This is a genomic window from Mycobacterium cookii, assembly GCF_010727945.1.
Lineage (GTDB): Bacteria > Actinomycetota > Actinomycetes > Mycobacteriales > Mycobacteriaceae > Mycobacterium > Mycobacterium cookii.
In genome coordinates, this window is the sequence record NZ_AP022569.1 from 2,932,121 (window position 1) to 2,959,086 (window position 26,966).

At 67.1% G+C, this 26,966-nt stretch carries 25 protein-coding genes; 7 read left to right on the forward strand and 18 right to left on the reverse strand.

All coding sequences use genetic code 11. The features are described 5' to 3' along the window. Positions 1 to 138 precede the first annotated feature (138 nt). Both mhuD and G6N27_RS13920 read left to right on the forward strand, forming a co-directional pair. On the forward strand, positions 139 to 456 hold the full coding sequence (gene mhuD, locus G6N27_RS13915) for a mycobilin-forming heme oxygenase MhuD (protein ID WP_163776862.1): 318 nt from the start codon (positions 139 to 141) through the stop codon (positions 454 to 456). Further along, entirely contained in the window at positions 431 to 1,798 is a 1,368-nt protein-coding gene (locus G6N27_RS13920) for a serine hydrolase (RefSeq protein WP_163776863.1), read from the forward strand. Before mhuD ends, G6N27_RS13920 begins: the two co-directional genes overlap by 26 nt. Before the next feature lie 61 nt (positions 1,799 to 1,859). Here the strand turns inward: G6N27_RS13920 and clpC1 are convergent, their stop codons facing one another. The 14 genes from clpC1 to ftsH all read right to left on the reverse strand — a co-directional run bounded on the left by clpC1 (position 1,860) and on the right by ftsH (position 17,070). Further along, positions 1,860 to 4,409 (reverse strand): ATP-dependent protease ATP-binding subunit ClpC, encoded by a 2,550-nt coding sequence (gene clpC1, locus G6N27_RS13925; protein WP_163776864.1) that lies wholly within the window; start codon positions 4,407 to 4,409, stop codon positions 1,860 to 1,862. Positions 4,410 to 4,639: 230 nt separating this feature from the next. Further along, positions 4,640 to 4,978 (reverse strand): histone-like nucleoid-structuring protein Lsr2, encoded by a 339-nt coding sequence (gene lsr2, locus G6N27_RS13930; RefSeq protein ID WP_163776865.1) that lies wholly within the window; start codon positions 4,976 to 4,978, stop codon positions 4,640 to 4,642. 114 nt (positions 4,979 to 5,092) lie between these two features. After that, positions 5,093 to 6,592 (reverse strand): lysine--tRNA ligase, encoded by a 1,500-nt coding sequence (gene lysS, locus G6N27_RS13935; RefSeq protein WP_163776866.1) that lies wholly within the window; start codon positions 6,590 to 6,592, stop codon positions 5,093 to 5,095. 44 nt (positions 6,593 to 6,636) lie between these two features. Further along, a complete protein-coding gene (locus G6N27_RS13940) occupies positions 6,637 to 7,452 on the reverse strand; it encodes a type III pantothenate kinase (RefSeq protein ID WP_163776867.1) in 816 nt (271 codons plus the stop codon). A 13-nt stretch (positions 7,453 to 7,465) separates the two neighbouring features. After that, positions 7,466 to 7,873, reverse strand: coding sequence for an aspartate 1-decarboxylase (gene panD / locus G6N27_RS13945; protein ID WP_163776868.1), 408 nt, complete (start codon positions 7,871 to 7,873; stop codon positions 7,466 to 7,468). Continuing rightward, entirely contained in the window at positions 7,873 to 8,865 is a 993-nt protein-coding gene (gene panC / locus G6N27_RS13950) for a pantoate--beta-alanine ligase (RefSeq protein WP_163781781.1), read from the reverse strand. Before panC ends, panD begins: the two co-directional genes overlap by 1 nt. 5 nt (positions 8,866 to 8,870) lie before the next feature. Next, entirely contained in the window at positions 8,871 to 9,782 is a 912-nt protein-coding gene (locus G6N27_RS13955; protein ID WP_163776869.1) for a Rossmann-like and DUF2520 domain-containing protein, read from the reverse strand. A gap of 110 nt (positions 9,783 to 9,892) precedes the next feature. Beyond that, positions 9,893 to 11,488 carry a DUF6779 domain-containing protein gene (locus tag G6N27_RS13960; protein ID WP_163776870.1) on the reverse strand — a complete coding sequence of 532 codons (1,596 nt, stop codon included), beginning with the start codon at positions 11,486 to 11,488 and terminating at the stop codon, positions 9,893 to 9,895. A gap of 86 nt (positions 11,489 to 11,574) precedes the next feature. After that, complete coding sequence (locus G6N27_RS13965; protein ID WP_163776871.1) at positions 11,575 to 12,051, reverse strand: DUF3180 domain-containing protein; 477 nt, start codon at positions 12,049 to 12,051, stop codon at positions 11,575 to 11,577. Continuing rightward, positions 12,051 to 12,617, reverse strand: coding sequence for a 2-amino-4-hydroxy-6-hydroxymethyldihydropteridine diphosphokinase (gene folK / locus G6N27_RS13970; RefSeq protein ID WP_163776872.1), 567 nt, complete (start codon positions 12,615 to 12,617; stop codon positions 12,051 to 12,053). The genes G6N27_RS13965 and folK overlap by 1 nt, the downstream gene beginning before the upstream one ends. A 275-nt stretch (positions 12,618 to 12,892) precedes the next feature. Next, a complete protein-coding gene (folB, locus tag G6N27_RS13975; protein ID WP_163776873.1) occupies positions 12,893 to 13,294 on the reverse strand; it encodes a dihydroneopterin aldolase in 402 nt (133 codons plus the stop codon). Further along, positions 13,287 to 14,117, reverse strand: a complete 831-nt coding sequence (folP, locus tag G6N27_RS13980; RefSeq protein ID WP_163776874.1) for a dihydropteroate synthase — start codon at positions 14,115 to 14,117, stop codon at positions 13,287 to 13,289. The genes folB and folP overlap by 8 nt, the downstream gene beginning before the upstream one ends. After that, the gene (folE, locus tag G6N27_RS13985; RefSeq protein ID WP_163776875.1) at positions 14,114 to 14,722 is read right to left on the reverse strand and encodes a GTP cyclohydrolase I FolE; all 609 of its coding nucleotides are present in this window, start codon (positions 14,720 to 14,722) and stop codon (positions 14,114 to 14,116) included. Before folE ends, folP begins: the two co-directional genes overlap by 4 nt. Positions 14,723 to 14,739: 17 nt before the next feature. Next, positions 14,740 to 17,070 (reverse strand): ATP-dependent zinc metalloprotease FtsH, encoded by a 2,331-nt coding sequence (gene ftsH / locus G6N27_RS13990; protein ID WP_163776876.1) that lies wholly within the window; start codon positions 17,068 to 17,070, stop codon positions 14,740 to 14,742. A gap of 194 nt (positions 17,071 to 17,264) precedes the next feature. On the opposite strand from ftsH, the gene G6N27_RS13995 reads away from it, so the two are divergent. The 5 genes from G6N27_RS13995 (at position 17,265) to G6N27_RS14015 (ending at position 22,861) form a co-directional block, all read left to right on the forward strand. Continuing rightward, a complete protein-coding gene (locus tag G6N27_RS13995; protein WP_163776877.1) occupies positions 17,265 to 18,254 on the forward strand; it encodes an alpha/beta fold hydrolase in 990 nt (329 codons plus the stop codon). Beyond that, entirely contained in the window at positions 18,251 to 19,441 is a 1,191-nt protein-coding gene (locus G6N27_RS14000) for an LLM class flavin-dependent oxidoreductase (RefSeq protein WP_163776878.1), read from the forward strand. The genes G6N27_RS13995 and G6N27_RS14000 overlap by 4 nt, the downstream gene beginning before the upstream one ends. After that, positions 19,441 to 20,445, forward strand: coding sequence for a zinc-binding dehydrogenase (locus G6N27_RS14005; protein WP_163776879.1), 1,005 nt, complete (start codon positions 19,441 to 19,443; stop codon positions 20,443 to 20,445). Before G6N27_RS14000 ends, G6N27_RS14005 begins: the two co-directional genes overlap by 1 nt. A 240-nt stretch (positions 20,446 to 20,685) precedes the next feature. Further along, the gene (locus G6N27_RS14010) at positions 20,686 to 22,134 is read left to right on the forward strand and encodes an APC family permease (RefSeq protein ID WP_170308170.1); all 1,449 of its coding nucleotides are present in this window, start codon (positions 20,686 to 20,688) and stop codon (positions 22,132 to 22,134) included. 10 nt (positions 22,135 to 22,144) lie between these two features. Beyond that, positions 22,145 to 22,861, forward strand: a complete 717-nt coding sequence (locus tag G6N27_RS14015; protein ID WP_163776880.1) for an SIMPL domain-containing protein — start codon at positions 22,145 to 22,147, stop codon at positions 22,859 to 22,861. A 7-nt stretch (positions 22,862 to 22,868) separates the two neighbouring features. Here the strand turns inward: G6N27_RS14015 and hpt are convergent, their stop codons facing one another. Genes hpt through dacB form a run of 4 tightly spaced genes read right to left on the reverse strand, consistent with a single transcriptional unit; the run spans position 22,869 to position 26,960 of the window. Continuing rightward, positions 22,869 to 23,486 carry a hypoxanthine phosphoribosyltransferase gene (gene hpt / locus G6N27_RS14020; protein ID WP_163776881.1) on the reverse strand — a complete coding sequence of 206 codons (618 nt, stop codon included), beginning with the start codon at positions 23,484 to 23,486 and terminating at the stop codon, positions 22,869 to 22,871. A gap of 17 nt (positions 23,487 to 23,503) precedes the next feature. After that, positions 23,504 to 24,541 carry a tRNA lysidine(34) synthetase TilS gene (gene tilS, locus G6N27_RS14025; RefSeq protein WP_163776882.1) on the reverse strand — a complete coding sequence of 346 codons (1,038 nt, stop codon included), beginning with the start codon at positions 24,539 to 24,541 and terminating at the stop codon, positions 23,504 to 23,506. Beyond that, entirely contained in the window at positions 24,520 to 25,566 is a 1,047-nt protein-coding gene (locus G6N27_RS14030) for a zinc-dependent metalloprotease (RefSeq protein WP_163781784.1), read from the reverse strand. Before G6N27_RS14030 ends, tilS begins: the two co-directional genes overlap by 22 nt. After that, positions 25,563 to 26,960: a D-alanyl-D-alanine carboxypeptidase/D-alanyl-D-alanine endopeptidase gene (dacB, locus tag G6N27_RS14035; protein WP_163776883.1), complete on the reverse strand. Its 1,398-nt coding sequence runs from the start codon at positions 26,958 to 26,960 to the stop codon at positions 25,563 to 25,565. The genes G6N27_RS14030 and dacB overlap by 4 nt, the downstream gene beginning before the upstream one ends. Positions 26,961 to 26,966 lie beyond the last annotated feature (6 nt).

Below are 26,966 nucleotides of genomic sequence, written 5' to 3' on the forward strand. Positions count from 1 at the left end.
CTCACCGGGCCGCTGCGCGCCCCGCATCGTCGCCGACCCGTTTTGATTTACCGGCTCCTCACCGGGCCGCTGTGCGCCCCGCATCGTCGCCGACGACGGCCTCCGGCGACCGGTGGGCGGCACGGTAGCCTGATCGGCATGCCAGTGGTGAAGATCAACGCAATCGAGGTGCCCGCCGACGCGGGCCCCGAGCTGGAGAAGCGGTTCGCTCATCGCGCGCACGCCGTCGAGAACTCACCGGGTTTCCTCGGTTTTCAGCTGCTGCGGCCCGTCAAAGGCGAAGACCGGTACTTCGTCGTGACGCAGTGGGAATCCGAGGAGGCATTCCAGGCGTGGGCGACCGGGCCTGCCATCGAGGCACACGCCGGGCAGCGGGCCAACCCGGTGGCGACCGGTGCGTCGCTGCTGGAATTCGAGGTTGTGTTAGACGTTGCCGGATCCGGCCACCACGCGTAAGCGGCGCGGGGGCCGACGTCGCGCCGCGGCGCTGACCGCCGCTGCCGCACTGGTCGTCGCCCTGGCCCCGGGTTGCGCGCCGCAGCCGACGCCGTCCGCGAACGCAGCGGGCGCCGGCAGGCAGATCGACGTCAGGACTCCGCAAGGTCTGCGTGCTCAGCAGACCCTGGACATGTTGAACTCCGACTGGCCGATCGGTCCGGTCGGAGTTGGCACGCTGGCCACCCAAAGACTGGCCAAACAGGTCGAGACCACCATGGAGAAACTCTGGTGGGATCGCCCGTTCACGCTGCACGGCGTTGACATCACGGCCGGCGCGGCCACTTTGCAGCTGACCACGTCTTACGGTGCGCGCCAAGATATCCGGATACACACCGCCGACGACACATTGGTGGACGGGTTCGAGGTCACCACGCAAAGCCCGACGATCTCGTCGTGGCGCGACGTTGACGCCGTGTTAGGCAAGACCGGAGCCCGCTATTCCTGGCAGGTCGCCAAGGTCGATGACGGCCAGTGTGATCGGGTGGCCGGGACCAACACCGACGAGTCGCTGCCGCTGGCGTCGATCTTCAAGCTGTACGTGCTCTACGCGGTAGCCGACGCCGTCAAGGCCGGAACGGTCTCCTGGGACGACCAGCTCAGCGTGACCGAGCAGGGCAAGGCCGTCGGCTCCGGGATGGATCTGGCTGTGGGAGATCACATTTCAGTGCGTACCGCCGCCGAGAAGATGATTGCCACCAGCGACAACATGGCGACCGACTTGCTGATCGGCAAGCTCGGCCCCCAGGCCATCGACGATGCGCTGGCCAACGCGGGACACCACGATCCAGCGGCCATGACGCCGTTTCCGACCATGTACGAATTGTTTTCGGTGGCGTGGGGACAGCCGGATGTGCGCGAGCAGTGGAAGAACGGCACGCCGCAAACCCGCGCCCAGATGCTGCACGACGCCGATTCCCATGTCTACAAACCGGATCCGTTCCGTGCCCACGTGCCGGCCTCGGAATACGGCGCGGAATGGTTTGGCAGCGCTGAAGATATCTGCCGCGTGCACGTGGCGCTTCAAGCCGGCGCCGTTGGCAAAGCCGCGCCCGTCAAGCAGATCCTGGCGGCCAGTCCGAATGTCAATCTCGATACCCAGGACTGGCCCTATATCGGCGCAAAAGCCGGCGGCCTACCCGGTGATCTGACGTTCAGCTGGTACGCGATCGACCGGACCGGACAGCCGTGGGTGGTGAGTTTCCAACTCAATTGGGCTCGCGACCATGGGCCGAGCGTCGGCAGCTGGATGTTGCAGGTCGCCAAGCAAGTCTTCGCGTTGATCACGCCCCCGCAGCGCTGAGCCGACCGGACAAACGTCAAGGGCGGCCACCTGCCGGTGACCGCCCCTGCGCGTTTTCGTTCTACTGCCCGGTGGTCGGCGTTCCGCCCGCGGCGTGCGCGCCGGTGGACGCCAGGTCCGCCTGTGACTCGGCCGGCTTGCGGGCTCCCTTGAAGGTGAACACCGCGTCTTCTCCGGCGCCCTCGCCATCCCAGTTGTCCACGTCGACCGTGACAAGCTGGCCCGGACCGACCTCTTCGAACAGGATCTTCTCCGACAGCTGGTCCTCGATCTCGCGCTGGATGGTCCGCCGTAGCGGGCGGGCGCCGAGCACTGGGTCGAAGCCCCGCTTGGCCAGCAGCGCCTTGGCCTTATCGGTGAGCTCCATGGCCATGTCCTTGGTCTTGAGCTGCTTTCCGACCCGGCCGATCATCAGATCGACCATCTCGATGATCTCTTCCTTGGTCAGCTGGTGGAAGACGATGATGTCGTCGATACGGTTCAGGAACTCCGGGCGGAAATGCTTCTTCAGCTCGTCGTTGACCTTCTGCTTCATCCGCTCGTAGTTGTTCTCGCCACCGCCCTGGGTGAAGCCCAGACCGACCGCCTTGGAGATGTCGGAGGTACCGAGGTTGGAGGTGAAGATCAACACGGTGTTCTTGAAGTCGACCGTGCGCCCTTGACCGTCGGTGAGCCGGCCGTCCTCGAGGACCTGCAACAGGCTGTTGTAGATCTCCTGGTGCGCCTTCTCGATCTCGTCGAACAGCACCACCGAGAACGGCTTGCGCCGCACCTTCTCGGTGAGCTGGCCGCCCTCCTCGTATCCGACGTATCCCGGAGGGGCACCGAACAGCCGCGACGCGGTGAACCGGTCGTGGAACTCACCCATGTCGATCTGGATGAGCGCGTCGTCGTCGCCGAACAGGAAGTTGGCCAGCGCCTTGGACAGCTCGGTCTTACCCACACCGGACGGGCCGGCGAAGATGAACGAACCGGACGGGCGCTTGGGGTCCTTCAACCCGGCGCGGGTACGACGGATGGCCTTCGAGACAGCCCGGACCGCGTCCTCCTGACCGATGATCCGCTTGTGCAGCTCATCTTCCATCCGCAGCAACCGGGTGGTCTCGGCCTCGGTGAGCTTGAACACCGGGATGCCGGTCCAGTTGCCGAGCACCTCGGCGATCTGCTCGTCATCGACCTCGGCGACCACATCGAGATCGCCTGAGCGCCACTGCTTTTCGCGCTCGGCGCGCTGCGCGACCAGCTGCTTCTCGCGGTCGCGCAGGCTAGCCGCCTTCTCGAAGTCCTGCGCGTCGATCGCGGACTCCTTCTCACGGCGGGCGTCGGCGATCTTCTCATCGAACTCGCGCAGGTCTGGCGGAGCTGTCATCCGGCGGATCCGCATCCGGGCGCCGGCCTCGTCGATCAGGTCGATCGCCTTGTCCGGCAGGAATCGGTCGTTGATGTAGCGGTCGGCCAAGGTGGCAGCGGCGGTGATCGCGGAGTCGGTGATCGACACCCGGTGGTGCGCCTCGTAGCGGTCGCGCAGACCCTTGAGGATCTCGATGGTGTGCTCCACCGTGGGCTCGCCCACCTGCACCGGCTGGAAGCGGCGCTCCAGGGCGGCGTCCTTCTCGATGTACTTGCGGTACTCGTCGAGAGTGGTGGCGCCGATGGTCTGCAGCTCACCGCGGGCCAGCTTGGGCTTGAGGATCGACGCCGCGTCGATCGCGCCCTCGGCGGCGCCCGCCCCGACCAGCGTGTGCAGCTCGTCGATGAACAGGATGATGTCGCCGCGGGTGTTGATCTCCTTGAGCACCTTCTTCAGGCGTTCCTCGAAGTCACCGCGATAGCGGCTGCCGGCCACCAGCGAACCCAGGTCCAGGGTGTACAGCTGCTTGTCCTTCAGCGTCTCGGGGACCTCGCCGTGCACGATGGCCTGCGCGAGGCCCTCGACGACGGCGGTCTTTCCGACGCCGGGCTCTCCGATCAGCACCGGGTTGTTCTTGGTGCGTCGGGACAGCACCTGCATGACCCGCTCGATTTCCTTCTCGCGGCCGATGACCGGATCGAGCTTGCCCTCCATGGCCGCCGCGGTCAGGTTGCGGCCGAACTGGTCGAGAACCAGCGACGTGGACGGCGAGCCGGACTCTCCGCCGCGGCCGCCGGTACCGGCTTCCGCGGTCTCCTTGCCCTGGTAGCCGCTCAGCAGCTGGATCACCTGCTGGCGCACCCGGGTCAGTTCAGCGCCCAGCTTGACCAGGACCTGCGCGGCGACACCCTCGCCCTCCCGGATCAGGCCGAGAAGAATGTGCTCGGTGCCGATGTAGTTGTGGCCGAGCTGCAGCGCCTCGCGCAGGCTCAGCTCCAGGACCTTCTTGGCGCGCGGAGTGAACGGGATGTGCCCGGACGGGGCCTGCTGACCTTGGCCGATGATCTCCTCGACCTGGCTGCGGACGCCCTCCAGCGAGATGCCCAACGACTCCAGCGACTTGGCGGCTACGCCTTCGCCTTCGTGGATAAGACCCAACAGGATGTGCTCGGTGCCGATGTAGTTGTGGTTGAGCATCCGGGCCTCTTCTTGCGCCAGGACGACGACCCTGCGGGCACGGTCCGTAAAACGTTCAAACATTGGCGGTTACCTGCTCTCCCTCACCATCGGTACTTCGTCATCGCCGGCACAGGGGCCGACACCGCGTACCTGCCGTCCACTGTAGTGGGCGGGCCGACGGGCCACCCACCTTGCGGCCCATAACCGGGCGCTGCGGATAGCCGGCTACAACGCAGTTGCAACAGAGCAACGCGGGAAAACGACGAATCGTTTCCAACTGGAATGGGCGATCAGTTCGCCGCCAGCGAAAGTCAGGTCGCGGCGTGGAATGCGTCGATCACATCGGCGGGGATACGGCCGCGGGTCGAGACGTTGTGACCGTTTCGACGGGCCCAGTCCCGGATCGCCGCGCTCTGCTCGCGATCGATAGCGCCACGGCCCCGACCTGTGCTGGTACGTCCGCGCCGACGGCCGCCGACCCGACGACCGGCTTCGACCCACTGCTTCAGGTCGTTACGAAGTTTCGTGGCATTTTTGCCCGAAAGGTCAATCTCGTAGGTCACGCCGTCGAGACCGAATTCGACGGTTTCATCGGCGGCACCCTCGCCGTCGAAATCGTCGACCAGAGTGACGGTCACTTTCTTAGCCATTGGCTGAGCCTCTTGCTTTCTTCTTGGACACTTGCCATGCAAGTGGTCGGACCGCCCCCGTGGCATCAATGTGCCATATCGAGGCGCGTTATTCAATACAGCGCGGCAGAACTGTCAGTTGGTATGAGGACGCACAATAGGAAACAATACTGTCTCTCTTATTGACAGGCCGGTCAAAGCCATCAGCAAGCGATCGATGCCCATTCCGGTCCCGGTACACGGTGGCATAGCATGCTCCAAGGCAACCAGAAAATCCTCGTCGAGCACCATTGCCTCGTCGTCGCCTGCCGCAGCGGCTCTGGCCTGCTCAGCGAACCTTTCACGCTGCACGATCGGATCAATCAATTCCGAGTATCCGGTGGCCAGTTCGAAACCCCGGATATACAGGTCCCACTTCTCTGTGACGCCGGCGATACTGCGATGCTGACGTGTCAAAGGCGTTGTCTCCACCGGAAAATCTTTGACGAAAGTCGGAGCCGTCAAACCAGCCCCGACGGTGTGTTCCCACAGCTCCTCGACCAGCTTGCCGTGCCCATAACCGCGGTCGATCGGCACCTCCACACCGAGTCGTTCGGCGATTGCCAGCAGGTGCTCGACCGTGGTGTTCGGGGTGATCTGCTCGCCGAGGGCCTCAGATAGCGACGGGTACATTTCGATCGAGGGCCATTCTCCGTCGATGTCGTACACACTGCCGTCCGGCAGCAAGAGTTGCCGAGTTCCGATCGCCTCATCAGCCACCTGTTGAATAAGCTCACGGGTTACAACTGCAGAATCGTCATACGTTCCGTACGCCTGGTAGGTCTCCAACATAGAGAATTCAGGTGAATGGGTGGAATCCGCTCCTTCGTTTCGGAACACGCGATTAAGTTCGAAAACCTTATCGAACCCACCGACGACGCAGCGCTTCAGGAACAGTTCCGGCGCTATACGAAGGTAGAGATCGATGTCGAGCGCATTGGAGTGCGTGATGAACGGCCGGGCCGCCGCGCCACCCGCCAAAGTCTGCAGCATCGGTGTTTCGACTTCGAGAAATCCGCGCTGCTCCAGCGCGGTTCGTAATGCGCGTATGACGGCAATCCGCTGGCGAGCCACTTCGCGCGCCTGCGGACGGACGATCAAATCCACGTAGCGCTGGCGCACCCGCGACTCTTCACTCATCTCCTTATGCGCGACGGGTAGCGGCCGCAGCGCCTTGGACGCCATCTCCCAGCTGTCGCCGAGCACAGACAATTCGCCACGCCGTGAGCTGATCACCTCGCCGTGCACGCTGACGATGTCGCCGATGTCGACGTCGGCTTTCCACTGGTCGAGCGCTTCCTGACCGACACTGGCCAGGCTGAGCATGATCTGCAGCTGGGTGCCGTCGCCCTCTTGCAGTGTGGCGAAGCACAACTTGCCCGAATTCCGCGCGAACACCACTCGCCCCGCGACCGCGACGATGTCGCCGGTGGCCGAGTCGGCCGGCAGGTCGGGGTAGGCGGCGCGAATCTGCGCCAGCGTGTGCGTGCGCACGACTTCGACGGGATAGGGATCGCGGCCCTCGGCCGCCAAGCGAGCGCGCTTGTCCCGACGGATCCGGAATTGCTCTGGGAGGTCTGGGTCGTCGGAGTTCACGACGTGCCAGCTTAAAGGAACTTTGCGGCGTCGGTCCGCGCCAGTCAGCGCGCCGTCTTGAGCCGTCCGCGCTGACTGTCGCGGTTGCGCTCGAACACCAGCCGCAGCCCCTGCAGCGTCAGGTGCTGGTCGTAATGGTCGACGGAGGTCAGCTCGGCCAGCAGCAGCGGCGCGGTGTGACCAGTGGCGACCACGGTGACGTTCTCACCGGCGAACCCGTCGACGTCGTCGCGGATTCGGCCGACCAGTCCGTCGACCAGACCCGCGAAACCGAAGACCGCACCGGCCTGCATGCATTCGACGGTGTTCTTGCCGACCACAGAGCGCGGGCGGGACAGCTCGACTCGCCGCAGCGCAGCCGATCGGGCCGCGGCTGCATCGGAAGAGACCTGTACCCCCGGCGCGATCGCGCCGCCGAGGAACTCGCCCTTGGCCGAGACCACGTCCACACAGATCGACGAGCCGAAGTCGATGACGATTGCCGCCGTGCCGTACATCTGGAATGCGGCCAGGCAGTTGACGATTCGATCCGCCCCGACCTCTTTGGGGTTGTCGACCAGCAACGGGATGCCGGTCCGCACACCTGGCTCGATCAGCACGTGGGGTACCGACGGCCAGTACTGCTCCAGCATCAGCCGGACCTCGTGCAGCACCGAGGGAACCGTGGACAACGCGGCCGCACCGGTCAGCCGGTCGGAGTCTTCACCGATCAGACCGTCCAGGGTCAACGCCAACTCGTCGGCGGTGATCTCCGATTCGGTGCGAATCCGCCACTGCTGCACGACCTTCGCGTTTTCCTTGGAACCGGAGAGCAGACCGACGACGGTATGCGTGTTGCGGACGTCGATTGCCAACAACACAGCTAGCAGACCTTCATCGCGGCGAGACCAGCTCGCCCGCGTCGGCGGGGACGAACGCCGGGTCGCTGCCCAGGTCGATCGCGTGGTTGTCGGCGTCGACGAAGACGATCTTCGGTTGGTAGCTGCGCGCCTCGGCGTCGTCCATGGTTGCGTAGGCGATCAGGATCACCAGGTCACCGGGATGCACGAGATGCGCTGCGGCACCGTTGATACCGATCACACCGCTGCCACGCTGACCGGTGATCGCATAGGTCACCAGCCGCGCGCCATTGTCGATGTCGACGATGGTCACCTGTTCGCCCTCGAGCAGATCGGCGGCGTCCATCAAGTCCGCGTCGATCGTCACCGAGCCGACGTAGTGCAAGTCCGCTTGCGTGACGGTCGCCCGGTGGATCTTGGACTTGAGCATGGTTCGTAACATCAGTTCCTCCAAGGTGATTGCGGAGTTTGATTGTCCAGCTCCTCCTCGGGCCTACGAGCGGCCCGCATCGTCGCCGGGCGGAGTTCAGCTGAAACCGCGGGCACTCGCCCATCGGCGTCGACGGTCGTTCCGATGTCGATTGCGACGTTGTCGAGCAGTCTGGTCTTGCCGAGCCGGGCGGCGACCAGCAGGCGTCCCGCGCCGGTAGCGGGTGCCGGCCCCAGCGCGCTGTCCCGCACTTCGAGGTAATCCACGTCGATCGCGGGCACCGCCGACAGCACCGCGCGGGCGGCTTGCAACGCGGCGTCGGAACCGGCGGCCGCGGCGTGCGTCCCGGCCAGCAGCGCCGCAGACAGAATGCCGGCCAGTTCACGTTGCGCGGCATCGAGATAGCGGTTCCGCGACGACATCGCCAGGCCGTCGCCCTCCCGCACGATCGGCACACCGACGACGCGGACGTCGACGTTGAGGTCGGCAACCATCTGGCGTACCAACACCAGCTGCTGATAGTCCTTCTCGCCGAAGAAAACCCGGTCCGGCGTCACGATCTGCAGCAGCTTGAGGACGACGGTGAGCATGCCCGCGAAATGCGTGGGACGCACGGCCCCCTCCAGTTCGGATCCCAGCGGACCGGGATAGACGGTGGTGCGCTGGCCGTCCGGATACATCGCCGAAGCACTTGGCGTGAAGGCTATTTCGACTCCCTCGCCGCGCAACAGCGCCAGGTCGCCCTCGAGGACGCGCGGGTAGGCGTCGAGATCCTCGCCGGCGCCGAACTGTAACGGGTTGACGAAGATCGAGACCACCACCACCGAACCCGGCACCCGCTTGGCGGCGCGAACCAGCGCAAGATGGCCGTCGTGCAGTGCGCCCATCGTCGGCACCAGCATCACCCGTCGGCCGGTACGCCGCAGCGCCCGGCTGACGTCGCCGACATCGCCGGGGCTCGCGTAGACGTTGAGTTCGCCGGTGTTGAACTTCGGCGACCGCATATTGTTCACTGCGCCAGCACCTCGAGCACGTCCTCGGGGGCATGCACTCGCTGCGCGGTGCGCAGCGCATTCACCCGATAAGCCTGTGCCAGTTGCGAATCGACCGCCTCCAGCGCGGTCAGGTGTCCGGCCACCGCGGCGGCGTCACCGCGTGCGATCGGACCGGTGAGCGCCGCCTGCCCGCGTTGCAGGGTGTTTTCCAGCGCGGCGCGGGCGAGTGGTCCGAGGATCCGCTCGGCGATGCCGGCGGGCGCGTCCTCGACAAGCTGTTGGCCCAGAAGTTCGTTGCCCGACAAGGCGGCCCGCAATGCGTCCAGCGCGTCGGCGACGACGGTGACGATGTGGTTGCCGGCGTGGGCCAAGGCGGCGTGATACAGCGTCCGCGCGTTCTCCGGCACCCGGAACGGCTCACCGCCGATCTCGAGCACCAGGGACTGCGCGATGGCGTAGCCGACCTCGTCGGCCGCGGTGATCCCGAAGCAGGTGTCCGGCAGCCGGGAGATGTCTTCTTGCGCGCCGGTAAACGTCATCGCCGGGTGGATGGCCAGCGGGATGCAGTCCTGTGCGGTCAGCGGCGCCAGCACACCGATCCCGTTGACGCCGGAAGTGTGCACGACGATCGTGCCGGGCCGCACCGCTGCGGTGGCGGCCAAGCCGGACACCAGGCCGGCCAATTCGGTGTCGGGGACAGCCAGCACCAACAATTCGGCGTTACCGGCGACGTCGGGAACCGGGGCGACCGGGGTATCGGTCAACCAACGCTCGGCGCGTTGCCGAGATGCACGGGAGACGGCGCTGCAAGCCACCACGACGTGATCGACGCGCTCGAGCGCGACGCCCACCGCGGTGCCCACCCGGCCGGCGGAGATGATCCCCACTTTGAGCCTGGCTGGGCGCAGCCCGTCGAACTGCACCATCGCAGACGACCCTCACAAGTCTCTTGTTGCGTTCCAGTCCCGCGTGGCGGGTACCGGACGGTCGGTAAGACTCTACCGCGCGACGATGCAGCCGGGCTGTGGCGTTCGCCTCAATCTTCGCGGCGACGGCGACGGCCACCCTGCGACGGGGTGGTCTGCAGGCGGGCCAGCAATTCGGCGACCGACTGGCCGCCGGACTGTGGCGCGTCGCTCTCCGAGAGCGGATCGGTGCCGCGATGACGGGCGCTGGGTGGCGGCGACATCGCCGGTTCTTTGTCGATCGACAGCGTCGGCGGCGGCGGCATTGGCATTGGCGGTGGCGGCGGCGACATGGCCGGCGCCGGTGTCGCGGTCGCGCCGGAGTTGTCGATGTCCGCGGAATGCCGGGACCGCGCGCGTCGGCCCGGCTCGCTCCAATCGGCTACCGGATCGCCGGTCTGGCCGGGCGCCTGCTCGGCGGCGGCGCTGGAATGCCGTCCCCGCCGTTCTGCGCGCTCCTCGGACTCACCGGCGGTCGGTGGACGGTCAGCGGGTATATCACGCGACGGCCCATTGTCGTAGGCCCACGAGACCGGGCCTGCGGTGTCGCGCTGCCGTGCTCCCGCAGGCGACGACCACTGTCCCTCGGCGCCGACCGGTTGCCAGGTCGGCGGCTCTTGCGGCCGGGGTGGCTCCGGCGGCGGCCAGCCGGGGCGCTGCAGTTGCGGTGCCGGCTCGGGCGGCGGCTGCGGTGGCACGAACTGCGGTTCGGGCTGTTGAGGCGGTTCAGGCCGCCGGTGTGAGCGTCGCCGCGGTGCGGGCTCGAAGCGCGCGGCCTCGCCGGCGGGCGGCGCCGACGGCCCGGGCCAACCGCCCACCTGCGACGGCGAGTCCGGCGGAGTCCAGCCGCGGCTCTCCGGCTGGCGTTCGGCTGCGGGAGCGGGCGGAGGCTCGGCCGCAGGTGGTGCCTGCGGCGACGCCCACCCCTCCGGCGGCGTCGCCTCGTCATGCTCCTGTGGGGTGGGCTCGGCGGCCCGGCGTCGACGCGGCGGCGCATAAGAGTCGGCGGCCTGATAGGTGTAGGCCGGATGGTAGGTCTCCGCGGGCTGCCGCGGCGGTGGCGGGACCAGCGGCTCCTCATGGACGTCGATGATCGAATTGTCGTCCTGACGCCGGGCGGGTTCTTCGGCCCGCACTGAGGCGACCCGATTGATGCGTTCGCGAGCGCTCTCGTGCTCGCGGTCCCAGTCGCTGTGCACGGTTTTGCGTTCGGTTTCCAGCGCCGGTCGGTCACTGAGCTCCGCGTCGAACAGGATCTCGAGATTCGTGCGCAGGGCGGCCAACTCGGCCCGCAGCGCCGACACCTCATCGGATGAATTGGCGCGCAATTCGCTGGCCAGCTCTCGGCGCAGCTGGGATTCGACCGTCAGCTCGTACTCGCGGCGTGCGGAGATCTCCCGGTCCAACTGCAGGTCGTATACCAGCTTCAGGTCCCGCGCCCGGGCCTGATCCACGTCGCTCTGCCGGCGATAGATCACCGAGACGAACGCAGCGACGACGGCCGCCCACAGCGCGAGGATCACAGCTAGCTTGAGCAGCTCCACCCGATTGGTGAAAACCAGCGCGGAACTGGCGCCGATCGCCAGGACCAGCAACGCCGTCAGCAGCACCCAACCCGGTCTGCGGCCGCCGCGCCGCGCCCGGGCGCCGCGGGACAGATCGGTCATGGCCCGACTGTACCGGCCCGAGGTCACTGCGCGTGTCGCCGCGCTCCGGCGATTCTCACCTGGTCTAATCGTCAATCCAGGCGCGGCTAGCCTTCCGCGCCCTCGCCGTTTTCGGTCGGGTCACCCGGCGATTTGCAGCAATGTTGCAACCAGAGCGCAGCAACCACCAGAGCCAGCGCGCTGACAGCCGCGACGGTCGCGCCGGCGGTGTCTTGGCCGGCCACCCGCAGCCATGACCGCCGTGGCAGCAGATACACCAGGACACCGACCCACCAGCCCAACGCGAGGGCGCCGACCCAGGCCGACGCCTTGGCAATGAACATGCTCTGGGCTACGGACAGCGGATGCAGCCACCCGGGTCCATCGCCGATCTCACCGTCGCTGATTTTGGCCCGGACGTGGCGTCCCCACACCGCCTCGGCCACCCCGACCGCAAACAGCGACGACCCCGTCCACACCGTGATCGGGGGAAACCACTGGTAGAGCGCCACCACCAGCAGGTACCCGAGGACCGCCGCGCCGAGCGCCGCGACGGTCAGATCACGTTTTCGGGTGGGTCCCATCAGCTTTGCGATGCCGAGTCGGTATCCGCACCGCCGTTGCGCAGCTCGAGCACCCATTCGGTGAGCCGCACCCCGGCGCGGTCCGCGGGATCCAGCTCGGCGAGCAGCTTCGCGATGGGTTGCTTTCCGCCCGCGACGGTCAACTCAGCGCCCGGGTCCACTGCCAGCCAGGGAATCAGCACGAAAGCCCGCAGGTGCGCCAGCGGGTGCGGCAGCGTCAGTCCGTCCTCCAGGGAGAACAGCTCGGTGTCGCCATTCAGCGACGTCAAGTAGCAAGCGACCAGGTCGACGTCCAGAGTGCGGGGGCCCCACCGCTGCCCCCGGATCCGATCCGCGGTCTTTTCCATCTCCTGGGCGCACCGCAGCCAGCCATGCCCGTCGAGAGTTGGATCGTCGGCGATCAGCACCGCGTTGAGGAACGGGCCCTGCTCGACACCACCCCAAGCTGCCGTCTCGTACACCGGGGAGACCGCTTGCACCGCATCGCCGAGCCGGTCCAGCACCGACTGCAGGCGGGCCAGCCGGTCGCCGAGGTTGGATCCGATCGACAACACCACGCGGGTCATCGGCGCCACTCCTCAATCCCGGCTACGCCGGCATCATCGTCATCGGCGCGGGTCATCGGCGCCACTCCTCAATCCCGGCTACGCCGGCATCATCGTCATCGGCGCGGGTCATCGGCGCCACTCCTCAATCCGGCTACGCCGGCATCATCGTCATCGGCGCGGGTCATCGGCGCCACTCCTCAATCCCGGCTACGCCGGCATCATCGTCATCGGCGCGGGTCATCGGCGCCACTCCTCAATCCCGGCTACGCCGGCATCATCGTCATCGGCGCGGGTCATAAAGCCCCTCCTGCGGGTACTACCTGACCACGTCCGCCGCGTCGCGACCGACGTGCCACCACTGCGACGTCATCGAATGCCTGCGGGATTGGTGCCTGGGGTTTATGCACCGTCACCTCGACGGCATGCACCCGTTCGTCTTTCATCACATCCTGCGCAATCTCGCCGGCAACTGTCTCGATCAGATTGCGTGCCGGGCCGGCGACCACCGCCGCCGCGCGCTCGGCCAGAACGCCGTAGTCGTAGGTGTCTGCCAAGTCGTCACTGTCCGCGGCGTCCGCCAAATCGATCCACACCGTGATATCGACGACGAAATCCTGACCGTCGACGCGCTCGTGCTCGAATACTCCATGACGACCGCGAACTGTCAAGCCGCGCAACTCGATTCGATCAGCCATCAGATCCTAACGTCCACGCCTCGACGACCTTGACGGCGTCGACCGAGGCCCGCACATCGTGTACCCGCACTCCCCAGGCGCCGTGTTCGGCGGCCAGCGCCGATATCACGGCGGTCGCCGTCTCGCGACCGTCCGGCGGCCGTACCGCACCGTCGTCCTCGGCTAGCAAGCTGCCGAGAAATCGCTTGCGCGACGCGCCGACCAACACCGGGATACCAGCTGCCACCAACTCCGGCAACGCATGTAACAGCGCCCAATTATCGTGCGCCGATTTGGCGAATCCCAAACCGGGGTCGATGATCAGCTTCGCCGGATCGACCCCGGCCGCAACGGCGTCGTCGACGCAGGAGAGCAGCTCGGCGCGGACCTCGGACACCACATCGTGGTAGGCCGGCGCCCGATGCGGGTGGTCAGCGGACACCGAACGCCAATGCATCAGCACCCATGGCACGTCGGCCTCGACGAGCACGCCTGCCATCGCATTGTCGGCGCGCCCACCGGACACGTCGTTGACCATCGCCGCACCGCTTTCCAGCGCCGCCTGTGCGACAGTGGCGCGCATCGTGTCGATGCTGACGGTAATTCCTTGCGATGCAAGCCCTTTGACGACCGGCAGGATGCGGGCGGTCTCCACGTCCGGGTCGACGCGGACCGCGCCGGGCCGGGTCGACTCTCCCCCGACGTCGATGATCGACGCGCCGTCGCCGGCCAACGCCAGGCCCTGCTCGACAGCGCGGTCAGCATCCAGATAGCGCCCACCATCCGAGAACGAGTCGTCGGTGACGTTCACCACCCCCATGACCTGGACGCGCGTCGTGCTCACTTGCGCAGGATCAGGTCGAGCGCCTCGGCTCGAGATGCATTGTTGGACTTGAACTGTCCGCGCACGGCCGAGGTCGTGGTGGTCGCGCCGGGTTTACGGACCCCGCGCATCGACATGCACAGGTGTTCGGCCTCGATCACGACGATGACCCCACGCGGGTCCAGTTTTCGCATCAGCGCGTCGGCGATCTGGGTGGTCAGCCGCTCCTGCACCTGTGGCCGCTTGGCATACAGGTCGACCAGCCGTGCGATCTTGGACAACCCGGTGACCCGGCCGTCGTGGCCGGGTATGTAGCCGACGTGCGCGACACCGTGAAACGCCACCAGGTGATGTTCGCAGGTGGAATACAGCGGGATCTCCTTGACCAGCACCAGCTCGTCGTGCTGTTCGTCAAAGGTGGTGTCCAGCACCGAATCCGGGTCGGTGTAGAGACCGGCGAACATTTCCTGGTAGCTACGGGCGACACGGGCCGGGGTGTCCGCCAAACCGTGCCGGTCCGGGTCTTCTCCGATCGCAAGGAGCAGCTCGCGGACAGCGGCTTCGGCGCGCTGCTGGTCGAAGACCAGCTTGTTGAAGGTCGAATTATGGGAATTCGGCCGCACCATCGCAGTCTCCGTTCGTGTCAGCCGTGCGCCGGGGGGTTGGACGGGCTCGGGTCACCACCGGGCGGTTCGGCGGCCTGGCCCGTCTCCGGTGCGGGTGCGCCGGGCGGCGGATACGGCGGATACGGCGGGTAGGGCTGGCCCGCGTGCTGGTTCGGCGCCGGCCAATGCGGCGGTTGTGGCGGAGCCTGCGGCGGATACCAGTAGCCCGGCGGCTGTTGCTGCGGCGGCCAGCCGGGGGCGTGCCAGCCCGCCGGGGCGCCGTAGTCGGGCTGGGTCGACTGGTGTGGCGCGGCGGTCCTACCGTCCGATAGGCCGTGAGAACCGTTGGCGCCGTTGGTTCCTCGTTCGGACTGCGCGTTCGCGGCGTCGCGAGATGCCGCAGCGATCGCCGCCTTGAACGCCGGCTCGGGCGCCGGCTTGGGCCACTCCTCGCCGCGCTCGATGGCCAACTCGCCGGGGGTCTTGATCGGCGGCTTGTCCGACGGAATGCGGCCACCGAAGTCGTCGAAAAGGGTTAGCCGCGGCCGCTTTTCGACGTCGGCGAAGATCGCCTCCAGTTCAGCGCGGTGCAGTGTCTCCTTTTCCAGCAGCTCGCCCGCCACGGTGTCGAGCACGTCGCGGTACTCGGTGAGGATCTCCCACGCCTCGGTGTGCGCGGCCTCGATGAGCTTGCGGACTTCGTCGTCGATGTCCCGCGCTACCTCGTGGGAGTAGTCAGCCTGGTTACCCATGGTGCGGCCCAGGAACGGATCGCCGTGTTCGGTTCCGTATTTGACCGCGCCGAGTTTGGAGCTCATGCCGAATTCGGTGACCATGGCCCGCGCGATCTTGGTGGCCTGTTCGATGTCCGACGATGCACCCGTGGTCGGCTCGTGGAACACCAGCTCCTCGGCGGCCCGGCCACCCAGCGCCATCACCAGTCGCGCAATCAGTTCGGAGCGGGTGTGCAGACCCTTGTCGTCTTCCGGCACGGCCAGCGCGTGGCCACCGGTGTTGCCGCGGGCCAGGATGGTCACCTTGTAGACCGGGTCGACGCCCGGCATCGCCCAACCCGCCAGCGTGTGACCGGCTTCGTGGTAGGCGGTGGTCTTCTTCTCCTGCTCGCTGATGATCCGGCTCTTGCGCCGCGGACCGCCGACGACCCGGTCCACCGCCTCCTCCAGGGCGGCGCCGGCGATCACGGTGCCGTTCTCCCGGGCGGTGAGTAGCGCCGCCTCGTTGATGACGTTGGCCAAGTCGGCGCCGGTCATGCCGACGGTCCGCTTGGCCAGCCCGTCGAAGTCGACGTCGGGACCGAACGGCTTGCCGTTGGAATGCACCCGGAGCACGGCGCGCCGCCCGGCCAGGTCGGGGCTGGACACCGGAATCTGGCGGTCGAAGCGGCCGGGGCGCAGCAACGCGGGGTCGAGAATGTCGGGCCGGTTGGTCGCCGCGATCAGGATGACGCCGGTGCGGTCGCCGAAGCCGTCCATCTCCACCAGCAACTGGTTGAGCGTCTGCTCGCGTTCGTCGTGACCGCCGCCGAGTCCGGCGCCGCGCTGGCGGCCGACGGCGTCGATCTCGTCGACGAAGATGATGCACGGGCTGTTCTGCTTGGCCTGCTCGAACAGGTCACGGACCCGCGACGCACCCACACCGACGAACATCTCGACGAAGTCGGAGCCGGAGATGGTGAAGAACGGGACACCCGCTTCGCCGGCGACGGCACGCGCCAGCAGGGTTTTACCGGTTCCCGGCGGGCCGTAGAGCAGCACGCCCTTGGGAATCTTGGCGCCCAGCGCCTGATACCGCGACGGGTTCTGCAGGAAGTCCTTGATCTCGTAGAGCTCCTCGACCGCCTCGTCGGCGCCGGCGACGTCGGCGAAGGTGGTCTTGGGCATGTCCTTGTTCAGCATCTTGGCCCGGGATTTGCCGAAGCCGAAGCCCATCCGGGCGCCGCCCTGCATGCGGGAGAACATCATGAACAGCCCGACCAGCAGCAGCAGCGGCAACACGTAGATGACCAGCGAGCCCAGGATGCTGCCCTGGTTGACGACCGTGCTGACCTGCGCGTCTTTACTGTTCAGCGCGTCGAACAGCGGGACGGCGTAGCCGGTCGGGAATTTGGTGATGACCTTGTCGGAGCCGTCGGTGCCGGTCGCGGCGCTCTTCAGCGTCAGCCGCACCTGCTGCTCGCGGTCGTCGATCTGGGCGTTCTTGACGTTGCCGGCCTTGATCTGGGCCATCGCCACCGAGGTGTCGACCGGCTTGAATCCGCGGGTGTCGTCGCTGAAGTAGAAGAAGGACCAACCAAGCAGCAGCACGACAGCGATGGCCGTGAGCGTGCGGATCACGTTTTTCCGGTTCATCAATCATCGGCCGTCATCGGCCAGGTCCTTCCCATTACACGCAGCTGGAATAGTCCAGGTTACCGCCCCATCACCACCAGCAGCCCGGCGCAGCGGTCTGGCTACCTCAAACAACGAGCCGCGGTTCCCGAGATCTGCGCAAACCACCGTCGGACGCCCTTTCGGGCGGACTCCGCGTGTGCTTTGGTGAGACTGTGTCTGACACCCTCCCCGTCACCGAGCACACGATCGAGACCAACGGCGTGCAGTTGCACACCCTTGAGGCCGGGGAGCGTGGCGCCCCGCTGGTAGTGCTGGCGCACGGATTTCCCGAGCTCGCCTATTCGTGGCGCCACCAGATTCCGGCGCTGGCCGCCGCCGGATACCACGTGCTGGCCCCCGACCAGCGGGGCTACGGCCGATCCAGCCGCCCGACCGACATCGCCGACTACAACGTCGCCGCGCTGTCCGCCGACCTCATCGGTCTGCTCGACCACGTCGGCGCCGACCAGGCGGTGTTCGTCGGCCACGACTGGGGCGCGCAGGTGGTGTGGAGTTCAGCACAGCTGCATCCCAACCGGGTGTCAGCGGTGGTCGGGATGAGCGTTCCACCGGTACCGCGTGCGCAGATCCCGCCGACCAAGGCGTTCCGGGCGATCTTCGGCGACAACTTCTTCTACATGCTGTATTTCCAGGAGCCCGGAGCCGCCGATGCCGAGCTGGACGGCGATCCCGGCACGACCATCGCGCGGATGCTGGGCGGCCTGACGCGATCCGACGACCCCGAGGCCGCGTTGCGGATGATCCGGCCGGGTCCGGACGGCTTCATCGCGCGGCTGCCGGAGGCCGACGGTCTGCCCGCCTGGATCAGCGCCGCGGAGATCGACCACTACGTCTCCGAATTCACCCGCACCGGATTCACCGGCGGGCTGAATTGGTATCGCAATCTGGACCGCAACTGGGAAATCATGGCCGACCCTCCGGCGGCCTCCATCGACGTGCCGGCCATGTTCATCGGCGGCACCGACGACCCGGTGCTGAGCTTCATGCGCCCCGACCGTGCCACCGAAGTGGTGACCGGCCGCTACCGCGAGGTGCTGATCGACGGCGCCGGGCATTGGCTGCAGCAGGAGCGTCCGGATGAGATCAACGAGGTGCTGCTGGACTTCTTGTCGAGCCTGAGGGCCGGCGCGCAGCCGTCATGAACCGGCCGCTGAATTTCGGTGTGTTCATCACCCCGTTTCATCCGACGGGCCAATCCCCTACGCGGGCACTCGAATACGACATGGAACGAGTGGAGGCGCTGGACCGGCTCGGCTTCGACGAAGCGTGGTTCGGCGAGCACCACTCCGGCGGCTACGAGCTGATCGCCTGCCCCGAGGTGTTCATCGCCGCAGCGGCCGAACGGACCAAACACATCCGGTTGGGTACCGGCGTGGTGTCGCTGCCCTACCACCATCCGCTGATGGTGGCCGACCGCTGGGTGCTGCTGGATCATCTGACCCGCGGACGGGTGATGTTCGGCGCCGGCCCCGGCGCCCTCCCGTCGGACGCCCACATGATGGGCATCGATCCGGTCGAGCAGCGCAGAATGATGCAGGAATCGCTGGAGGCGATCCTGGCCTTGTTCCGTGCCGCACCCAGCGAGCGGGTCGATCGCCACACGGACTGGTTCACCTTGCGCGACGCGCAGCTGCATGTCCGCCCCTACACCTGGCCCTACCCGGAAATCTCCACGGCCGCAATGATTTCGCCATCCGGCCCACGGCTCGCCGGTGCACTGGGCACGTCGCTGCTGTCACTGTCGATGTCCGTGCCGGGCGGGTACGCGGCGCTGGACAACACCTGGGAGATCGTGCGCGAACAAGCCGCCAAGGCCGGACGTGACGAACCCGACCGGGCGCAATGGCGGGTGCTCGGCATCATGCATCTGGCCGACAGCCGTGAGCAGGCGATCGAGGACTGCACCTACGGGCTGCAGGACTTTGCGAACTACTTCGGCGCCGCCGGCTTCGTGCCGCTGGCCAATTCGGTCGAAGGTGAGCAGTCCGCCTATGAGTTCGTCGAAGACTATGCCGGACAAGGCAACTGCTGTATCGGCACGCCCGAAGACGGCATCGCCTATGTCCAGGACCTGCTGGCTCGGTCGGGCGGCTTCGGCACGTTGCTGCTACTCGGCCACGACTGGGCATCGCCCGAGGCGACGTTCCACTCCTACGATCTGTTCGCCCGCAAGGTGATTCCCCATTTCAAAGGCCAACTGGAAGCGTCGCGGGCTTCGCACGACTGGGCCAGGGGCATGCGTGATCAGTTGCTCGGCCGCGCAGGCCAGGCGGTGGTCAACGCGATCACCCAGCACACCAGCGAACTCGAGACGGAGCACAGCAACTGATGCGCGGCGCGGTGCTGCGCGACGGCCGGATGGTGTACCGCGACGACCTGCCCGAACCGGCGCCCGGGCCGGGCCAGGTGCTGGTGGCGGTGCGGTCCTGCGGGATCTGCGGCTCTGACCTGCATTTCGCCGCGCACGGCGCTGAGGTGCTCACGCTGACCGCGGAGATGGACGGCGGTATGAACATCGACCTGGGCCGCGACATCTTCATGGGACACGAGTTCAGCGCCGAGGTCCTCGAGGCAGGGCCCGACACCGACACCTTTCCGGCCGGCACCCTGATCACGTCGATTCCGGTGTTGATCTCGGGCAAACACGTCGAACCGATCGTCTACAGCAACACCACCCTCGGTGGCTACGCCGAACGGATGCTGCTGTCGGCGCCGCTGTTGCTGCCCATCCCCAACGGCCTCGACGCGCAGCATGCCGCACTCACCGAACCGATGGCGGTCGGACTGCACGCCGTGAACAAGTCCGGCGTGCAAGCGGGCGAGACGGCGCTGGTGCTCGGCTGCGGTCCGATCGGCATCGCCGTCATCGCCGCGCTGCGTGCCCGCGGCGTCGAACACATTGTGGGGGCTGATTTTTCAGCGAAGCGACGTGAGCTCGCGGCGTCGATGGGTGCGCACAAGTCTCTCGACCCGGCTCAGGGCTCACCGTTCGACACCGTCACCCCGGCGGTGGTCTTCGAAGCCGTCGGCGTGCCCGGCATCATCGACGACGTTTTGCGCCGCGCCCGACACGGCACCCGGTTGGTCGTCGTCGGAGTCTGCATGCAACCCGACACCGTGCACCCGTTCTTCGCGATCGCCAAGGAGATCAACGTTCAGTTTTCGCTGGCGTACGACCCCAACGAGTTCGCCGACTCGCTGCGGGCGATCGCCGAAGGTGACATCGACGTCAGCCCGATGATCACCGGCGACGTCGGCCTCGAGGACGTCGGGGCGGCGTTCGACGATCTCGCCGACCCGGACCGGCATTGCAAGATACTGGTGACACCGTAACTCGCCTCCGGCGTGCGGCAGTTGCCGATTCAAGATCATTGCATCTAACAGTCCTATGCGACAATACAATTCGATAACACCGCTCGACCGTGACGGCAGGCCGTCGCCGAATCGCCCGCTCGGTGGCAGCCGAATTTCAGCGGGCGGCGGTGCTGGCCGCTGGTATATCGTGACGCAAACTGGCTAACTCACCGCGATCGAGCACGACGTGGCGACCACACATGCTTCCGAGGAGGCACCATGCCAACGCCGGCGAACAGCCTGCGACGGCAGATGCTGCGGCGTCGACCAATCACCGGTGCGCCGATAGCGGACGGGGCCTCGGCTCAACTCGAACGCACCCTTGGAACTTTCCTGCTGACGATGTTCGGCGTCGGCGAGACGGTCGGCGCAGGTATCTTCATCGTGCTGTCGCAGTCGGTGCCACAAGCCGGGCCGGCGGTTGTCATCTCGTTCATCCTGGCCGGCATCGCGGCGGGCCTGGCCGCGGTCTGCTACGCCGAGATGGCCTCGGCGGTACCGGTTTCCGGGTCGGCATACTCATACTGCTACGCCACCCTCGGTGAGCTTCCGGCGATGGGTGTCGCGGCGTGCCTGCTGCTCGAATACGGTGTGTCCACCGCCGCCGTCGCGGTCGGCTGGAGTCAGTACCTGAACAAGCTGCTGGACAATGTCCTCGGATTCCATCTGCCGCAAGCCATCTCGGCGGGACCGTGGGACTTCGCGCCGGGTGTGGTCAACCTGCCGGCCATCGTGTTGGTGGCGATGTGTGCCGTCCTGTTGATCCGCGGCGCCAGTCAATCCGCGAAGGCCAACGCCGTGATGGTGGTGATCAAGCTCAGCGTGCTGGTGGTCTTCGCGGCCATCGCGTTCACCGCTTTCAAATCGAGCCACTTCTCCGACCTGGCGCCGTTCGGCATGTCGGGCATCAGCTTGGCCTCTGGCACAATCTTTTTCGCCTACATCGGCCTGGATGCGGTCTCCACCGCAGGTGACGAAGTCAAAGATCCACAGCACACCATGCCGCGCGCGATCATCTATGCCCTGCTCATCGTCACGGCGATCCACGTCCTCGTCGCCGTTGCCGCCGTGGGCAGTCAGCCCTGGCAGGAGTTCAGGGGCGAAGACGCGGTGCTGGCGGTGATACTGGACCACATCACCGGCAATACCCTGGGCAGCACCCTGGTGTGCGCCGGCGCAGTGATATCCATCTTCTCGGTGACGCTGGTGACGCTGTACGGCCAGACCCGCATTTTGTTCACGATGGGCCGCGACGGCCTACTGCCGCCGATGTTCGCCAAGGTGAACCCGCGCACGATGACACCGGTCAGGAACACCATGATCGTGGCGCTGGCGGTCGCCGTCCTCGCCGCGCTGGTGCCGCTGGAAAAGCTGGCCGAAACCGTTTCCATCGGCACGCTGACGGCGTTCATCGTGGTGTCGGCCGGAGTCATCGTCCTGCGCATCCAGGCACCCGACCTGCCGCGCGGTTTCCGGGTGCCCGGTTACCCGCTGACCCCGTTCCTGTCGATCGCGGCGTGCGCCTACATCCTGTTCAGCCTGCATTGGTACACCTGGATCGCGTTCAGCGGATGGGTCGCCGTAGCGATGGTCTTCTACGTGGTGTGGGGCCGCCGACACAGCGCGCTGAACGACGACGCGACCTCCGCGGCCGTCGCGCACGACTAGGGTGCCAACCATGCCCCTCTCCCGCCGCGCCAAGATCACATTCGGCATCGTGCTCGCATCGGGCCTGGCCGCGACGACGGCCGCCTGCGACCACGACCACGAACGCGTCAGCAGCAATCCGCGTCAGGTCACCGTCATAGGCTCGGGACACGTCCAGGGCGTCCCGGACACCCTCACCGCCGACGTGGCCATCGAATTCATCGCTCCGGACGTCACCGCGGCGATGGATCAGACCAACGCACGGCAGCAGGCCGTCATCGATGCCCTGGCCGGCGCCGGCGTCGACCGCAAGGACATCAGCACCACCGACGTCACCCTGCAACCACAGTTCGACAGCGCCGGCAACACCATCTCCGGATACCGGGCCAACAACTCGATCCGGGTCAAGATCCACCCCGCCGGCTCGGCGTCGCGGGTGTTGGCCGTCGTCGTCGGCACCGGCGGAACAGCGACCCGGATCAACTCGGTGAGCTATTCCATCGCCGACGACTCACAGTTGGTGAAAGACGCCCGCGCCCGCGCATTTCAGGACGCCAAGGACCGGGCCGAGCAGTACGCCTCGCTGTCCGGCCTCGGGTTGGGCAAGATCATCTCGATCTCGGAGGCAGCGGGCGGCACGCCGCCGGCACCCGGGCCGCTGCGGGGCGCGATGTCGTCCGCCGTTCCGTTGGAGCCGGGCCAGCAGACGGTCAGCTTCTCGGTGACCGCGGTGTGGGAACTGCGTTAAGGCCGGCTCAGTCCTGGTAGACCCGCGGGTCCAGCATTCCGATGTAGGGCAGATCGCGGTAACGCTCGTCGTAATCGAGGCCGTAACCCACCACGAAATCGTTGGGAATGTCGAAGCCCACGTAGGCGATGTCGACGTTGGCGCGCAACGCGTCCGGCTTTCGCAGCAGCGTGCACACTCGCAATGAGTGTGGACGCCGGGAGTTCAGATTGCGCAGCAACCACGACAACGTCAGCCCGGAGTCGACGACGTCCTCGACGATCAGCACGTCTCGGTCGTTGATGTCACGGTCGAGGTCCTTCAGGATCCGGACCACGCCCGACGACGACGTCGACGATCCGTAGGAGCTGACCGCCATGAATTCGAACTGGGTGGGCAGCGGGATCGCGCGGGCCAGATCGGTGACGAACATGACAGCGCCCTTGAGCACGGTGATCAACAGGAGGTCGCGGCCGTCACCGATGGACCGTTCGCGGTAGTCCGCGGCGATCTGTGCGCCGAGTTCGGAAATGCGGGTCTGGATCTGCTCTTCGCGCAGTAGGACCGATTTGATGTCCCCTGGATACAGCTCCGGAGATTCCGCCGTCACGAGCACAGCGTGCCATGCCTTCGGGCCGGAAACCACCGCTGGTCGGCGCTAGGTCAATTGCCCGCCTCGCCCCCGCAAGCGGGAGGTGCCCCCGCCTCATCGCGCTGCGCGCTCTGCATCGTCGCCGGGCGGACAGATTCACAACGCAGCACCAGCAGTCCGTCGCGTCGGCCGGCGACCAACCGTTGCCGGCGCAATGCGGAGCCGACGGCGACCCCGCCCTGGCCGCGCCATCCGGTGACGAGGGCATCCACTGCACGAATCTGCTTGTCGGTCAGGCCGACCGCGCCGCCGGCGATCAGCCAGCGGCGGATCACGCCGCGACGGACCGGCGCGGGCAGCGCCGCCAGCGTCGCGGTGTCGAGCCCGTCGAGGGTCGCGCATCGAGTCAACGCTTGATCGATCAGCGAGTCGATCAGTTCGGTGTCCTCGCGCAACGCCGTCGCGGTGCGGGCCAGGGCCTCGGCGACGCCGCCGCCGAGCACCTCTTCGAGCAGCGGTAGCACCTCGTGGCGCAGCCGGGTCCGGGTGAAGCGGCGGTCGCTGTTGTGCGGGTCATGCCAGGCCTGCAGACCCAGCGCCGCGCAGGCGGCATGCGTCACGTCGCGTCGCACCCCGAGCAGCGGACGACACCAAGGCGGGTCGTATGCACGCATGCCGGCGATCGACCGGGCGCCCGAACCGCGGCCCAGTCCGAGCAACACGGTCTCGGCCTGGTCGTCGAGGGTGTGCGCCAGCAACACCGGGTGATCACCACACGCGGCCGCCAGCGCGCCGTAGCGAGCCGCACGGGCGGCGGCCTCCGGGCCGCCGTCCTCACCTACCTGCACGGAAAGCACTTGCGCGTCAACGCATCCCAAATCACGGGCGTGTTGACGTGCGGTGGCGGCGACATCGGCCGAGCCGGGCTGCAGACGGTGGTCGACGATCAGCGCGGTCGTCGGCAGCATCGTCGCCGCAATTGCGGTGAGCGCCAACGAATCCGGCCCGCCAGAAAGCGCCACACACCAGCTGTCGGCGGTGGGGACGAATTGCTTGGCGAACGCCGCAACAGCCTCGCGGAGCTCGGCTACAGCACCCGGTCGATCCACTGTTGCGGGTACTCGATTTCGATTGGTCGGGGCAGGGTTTCCGGACTGGTCCACACCGCGTTGAACCGTTGCATACCGACCCGGTCGACGACATGGTCGACGAAGGCCTTGCCCCGGGTGTACTGGCTCAGTTTCGCGTCGATCCCCAACAGCGCCCGCAAAAGGCGTTGCAGCGGTGGCTGTTTGCGGTGACGTCGTTCGTCGAAACGGGCGCGGATGGTCGACACCGACGGAACCACCACGGGCCCAACCGCATCCATCACGTGATCGGCATGCCCTTCCAACAGCGTGCCCAACACCAGCAGCTGATCGAGGGCTTTCCGCTGCGGCTCGGACTGCACGGCGCGCAGCAGCCCGAGAATGCCGGACGAATTAGGGTCGGCCGCCGACGATTCACCTCTGGCCCGGGCGAATTCGGCCAGCCGGCCGACCACCTTCGTGACGTCGTCGGCGCCGTCGGTCGTCAACACACCCAGCGCCTGCGACATGTATCCGGACAGCCACGGGTTCGCGGTGAACTGCACCCGGTGGGTGACCTCGTGCAAGCACACCCACAGCCGGAAATCGGCTGGCTCGACCCGCAATTGGCGCTCGACCGCGATCACGTTGGGGTAAACCAGCAACAGCGCCCCGCCGTCGTCGGTGAACGGGTCGTACTGGCCGAGAATCCCGGATGAAACGAACGCCAGCACCGCGCCGGTCTGAGCACCGGTGATCCGCCCGCTGATCACGCCCCGCGGCTTGTCGGTCCCGCCGGTCATCACCCGCATCGACTCGGTAGCGGCGCGAATCCAGCCCGGCCGGTCGATGATGCGGGCGTCGGGCACCACGCCGTCGGTGTGCAGACCGGTGACGTCACGAACCGGCGGTTCGGCCGCTTTGGCGGCGGTCGCCAGGTTGTCGACGGCCTGGCGGCGGGTGTAGTCGGTGGACGGCGGGCCCGGCCGCGCCAACCGTTGACCGACCGTCGCGGCGAACCCCCAGTCGACCGTGCGCCCGACCGTCAACTCCGCTGACGACGTCATGGTGCGCATCCGCACGACCAGAGGGTGGAGGCCACCGCGTCGATGGCGGTGCGCCCACTCATCCCGGCGTCGTTGGAGATCAGCGCGAAGGTCAGCACCCGTCCGCTGCGGTCGGTCACCACCCCAGCTAACGCGTTGATCGCGGTCAGCGAGCCGGTTTTGGCGCGCAGCCAGCCGGCGGGCCCGGCGGCGTGGAAGGTGGCGTCGAGGAAACGATCGGACAGCGTGCCGCTACCGCCCGCGATCGGCAACAGGTCGAGCAGAGGTCGAAGCTTGGGCTCGTCGGGGCCGGCCGCCGCCTGCACCACGGAGTCGAGAATCTTGGCGGTCAACCGGTCGTCCACCGACAAACCGCTGGAGTCCCGCAGTATCGCGGAGCCGGTGTCGACGTGCGCTGTGTTCAGTCGGTTGGTCACCGCGTCGACGGCGCCGGCGAAGCTCAACGGCCGCTGCATCGATGCCGCGACCTCGCGGGCAATGCACTCGGCCATCACGTTGTCCGAGACGTTCATCATCTCGTTGAGCCGGTCGATCAGCGGGGCCGATTGCACGGCGGCCAGTTGGCGTGCGCCGCTGGAAACGGCGTTGCCGGTGACAGTCACCCGGGCGGGGTCGAGGCCCAGCGCAGTGGCCAGCGCGCGGCCCGCGTCCAGGGCCGGTGTCGTCGACCGCCGTGACTCGTCGGTCGCCGGCTGGATGCGTCCGGCGTCGAGCATCACCGACTCGACCGGCGCGATGTCGCCGCCCTCGATGTCGGCCGGGTCCCAGCCCGGCGCGAAGGTCGGCCCACTGAACAGCGACGTGTCCACCTGGACGGCCGTCGGTGTCACGCCGCTGCGGCGGACCTGGTCGGCGAGGTCGCTGAGCCGGGCGGCACCGTGGTACCAGGTGGCCTGTCCGGGCGGCGCACCCGAAAGGGTCGGATCGCCGCCGCCGACCAGCACGATCACTCCAGCGTCCCCAGGCTCACTGGCCTCGACGACCCGCGTGGTGACCCGGGCTTGGCGGTCCAGCGCCAACAGGGCAGCGGCGGTGGTGAGCGTTTTGTTGGTCGACGCCGGCTGCAGCGGCAGGTCGTCGGATTGGCTCCAGAGTTCTTGGCCGGTCATCGCGTCGGTGACCCGGCCGCCCAGCTTGCCCAGGTTGGGGTCGGCGACCACCGGCGCCAGCGCGGCGGCCAGCCCGGACCGGGTCGGCATCTGCGCATCGCCGGACGCCGCGACAATGCTCGACTTGGCGGTCACGCCCGGTGGCGGCGGCGGAACCTGTGCGTGGGCGGCGCCATGCACTCTGCCGGTGAGCATCGCGGCCGCGGCCACCACCGCGGCGACGACGGCCAGCACGCCGACGCCCACCAGTAGGTGCGTGGCGGGCCGCCACTGAGTGGGACGCATGACTCT